Source organism: Streptomyces sp. MA5143a, assembly GCF_900290235.1.
Taxonomy (GTDB): Bacteria; Actinomycetota; Actinomycetes; order Streptomycetales; family Streptomycetaceae; genus Streptomyces.
The window spans coordinates 1-509 of sequence record NZ_OLMK01000105.1 but is presented as its reverse complement, the minus strand read 5'-3'; the positions used below and the strand labels follow the sequence as shown (position 1 = coordinate 509).

The 509-nt window shown below is 69.4% G+C and carries 1 protein-coding gene; it reads left to right on the top strand.

The annotated features are described in order from the left end of the window. Positions 1 to 509, top strand: a 509-nt coding sequence (locus tag SMA5143A_RS36715; RefSeq protein ID WP_258193949.1) for a lyase family protein, incomplete at both ends; no start/stop codon positions are given.

Here is a 509-nt window from a genome sequence, read left to right as displayed (position 1 = left end):
CCATCGGCACCGGCCTCAACGCGCCCGCCGGTTACGCCGAAGCGGCGCGCCGTCATCTCGCCGACATCACCGGGCTGCCGCTGGTGACGGCCGCGAATCTGGTCGAGGCGACGCAGGACTGCGGCGCGTTCGTGCAGATGTCGGGGGTGCTCAAGCGGATCGCGGTGAAGCTGTCCAAGAGCTGCAACGACCTGCGGCTGCTGTCGTCGGGGCCGCGCGCGGGGCTGAACGAGATCAACCTGCCGCCGGTGCAGGCCGGTTCGTCGATCATGCCGGGCAAGGTCAACCCCGTGATCCCCGAGGTCGTCAACCAGGTCGCCTTCGAGGTGATCGGCAACGACGTCACCATCACCATGGCCGCCGAGGCGGGCCAGCTCCAGCTCAACGCCTTCGAACCGATCATCCTGCACTCCCTGTCCGAGTCCGTCACGCATCTGCGCGCGGCCTGCCTCACCCTCGCCGAGCGGTGCGTCGACGGCATCACCGCCAACGAGGCCGAACTGCGCGCG